Source organism: Acidovorax cavernicola (assembly GCF_003581445.1).
Genome location: NZ_QXMN01000271.1, coordinates 1 through 889, shown reverse-complemented (window position 1 = coordinate 889; position 889 = coordinate 1). Strand labels below are relative to the sequence as shown.

At 66.8% G+C, this 889-nt stretch carries 2 protein-coding genes; one reads left to right on the top strand and one right to left on the bottom strand.

Annotated elements, in window-relative coordinates; all coding sequences use genetic code 11:
* A partial coding sequence (locus D3H34_RS33085; protein ID WP_147400617.1) for a LysR family transcriptional regulator occupies nt 1-366 on the bottom strand: 366 nt, incomplete at its 3' end.
* 116 nt (nt 367-482) lie between these two features.
* On the opposite strand from D3H34_RS33085, the gene D3H34_RS33080 reads away from it, so the two are divergent.
* On the top strand, nt 483-889 hold a 407-nt coding region (locus D3H34_RS33080; RefSeq protein WP_119558904.1), incomplete at its 3' end, for a VOC family protein.

The following is an 889-nucleotide window of genomic DNA, read 5'->3' as shown; positions in this document are numbered from 1 at the left end:
GATCTGCGCCGTCGCCCCGGGCGCGGCCTGGCTGAACGCGCGCAGCGCGCGCGGCAGCAGCCCCGTGAGCGCGGTCGAGACCGCGCCTATGCGCAGCGTGCCGCGCAGGCCGTCGACGCTGGCGTCGCCTGACAGCAGCGCAGCTTCGCGCACCAGCCGGCGCGCGCGCGGCAGCAGCTGGCTGCAGGCCTGCGTGGGCCGGGCGCTGTGCCCGCTGCGCGACAACAGCGCGAAGCCCAGTTCGCGCTCCAGCACCTGCACGCGCTGGCCGATCGCGGCCGCCGTGAGGTGTTCGCTGCGCGCGGCTTCGGCGATCGAGCCGCTGTCGACGACGGCGATCAGGCTCTTGAGATAACGAATCTCCAAAAGAAATCCTTTTGCAACGGAAAACAATATTGGCTATGTCTTTTGGAGTATGCCCGTTAACCTTGCGCCCATTGCGCTTCCCGCCTGCGCGGGCCCTGTTTTCAGAACGTATTGCCATGCCTACCTGCTTCCATCTCGCCTACCATGTCCGTGACCTCGACAAAGCCCGCGCCTTCTACGGCACGGTGCTCGGCTGCCAGGAAGGCCGCAGCACCGACACCTGGGTGGACTTCGACTTCTTCGGCCACCAGATTTCGCTGCACCTGGGCGAGCCGTTTCCCGTGACCAACACCGGCCGCGTCGGCGACCACATGGTGCCCATGCCGCACCTGGGACTGGTCATGGCCATGCCCGACTGGGAAGCGCTTGCGGCGCGCTTGCAGGCGCAGCAGATGGACTTCGTGCTCCAGCCCCAGGTGCGCTTCGCGGGCCAGCCCGGCGAACAGGCGACGATGTTCTTTCTCGACCAGTGCGGCAATCCGATCGAAGTCAAGGGCTTTCGCGAACTCGACAAGGTCTACGC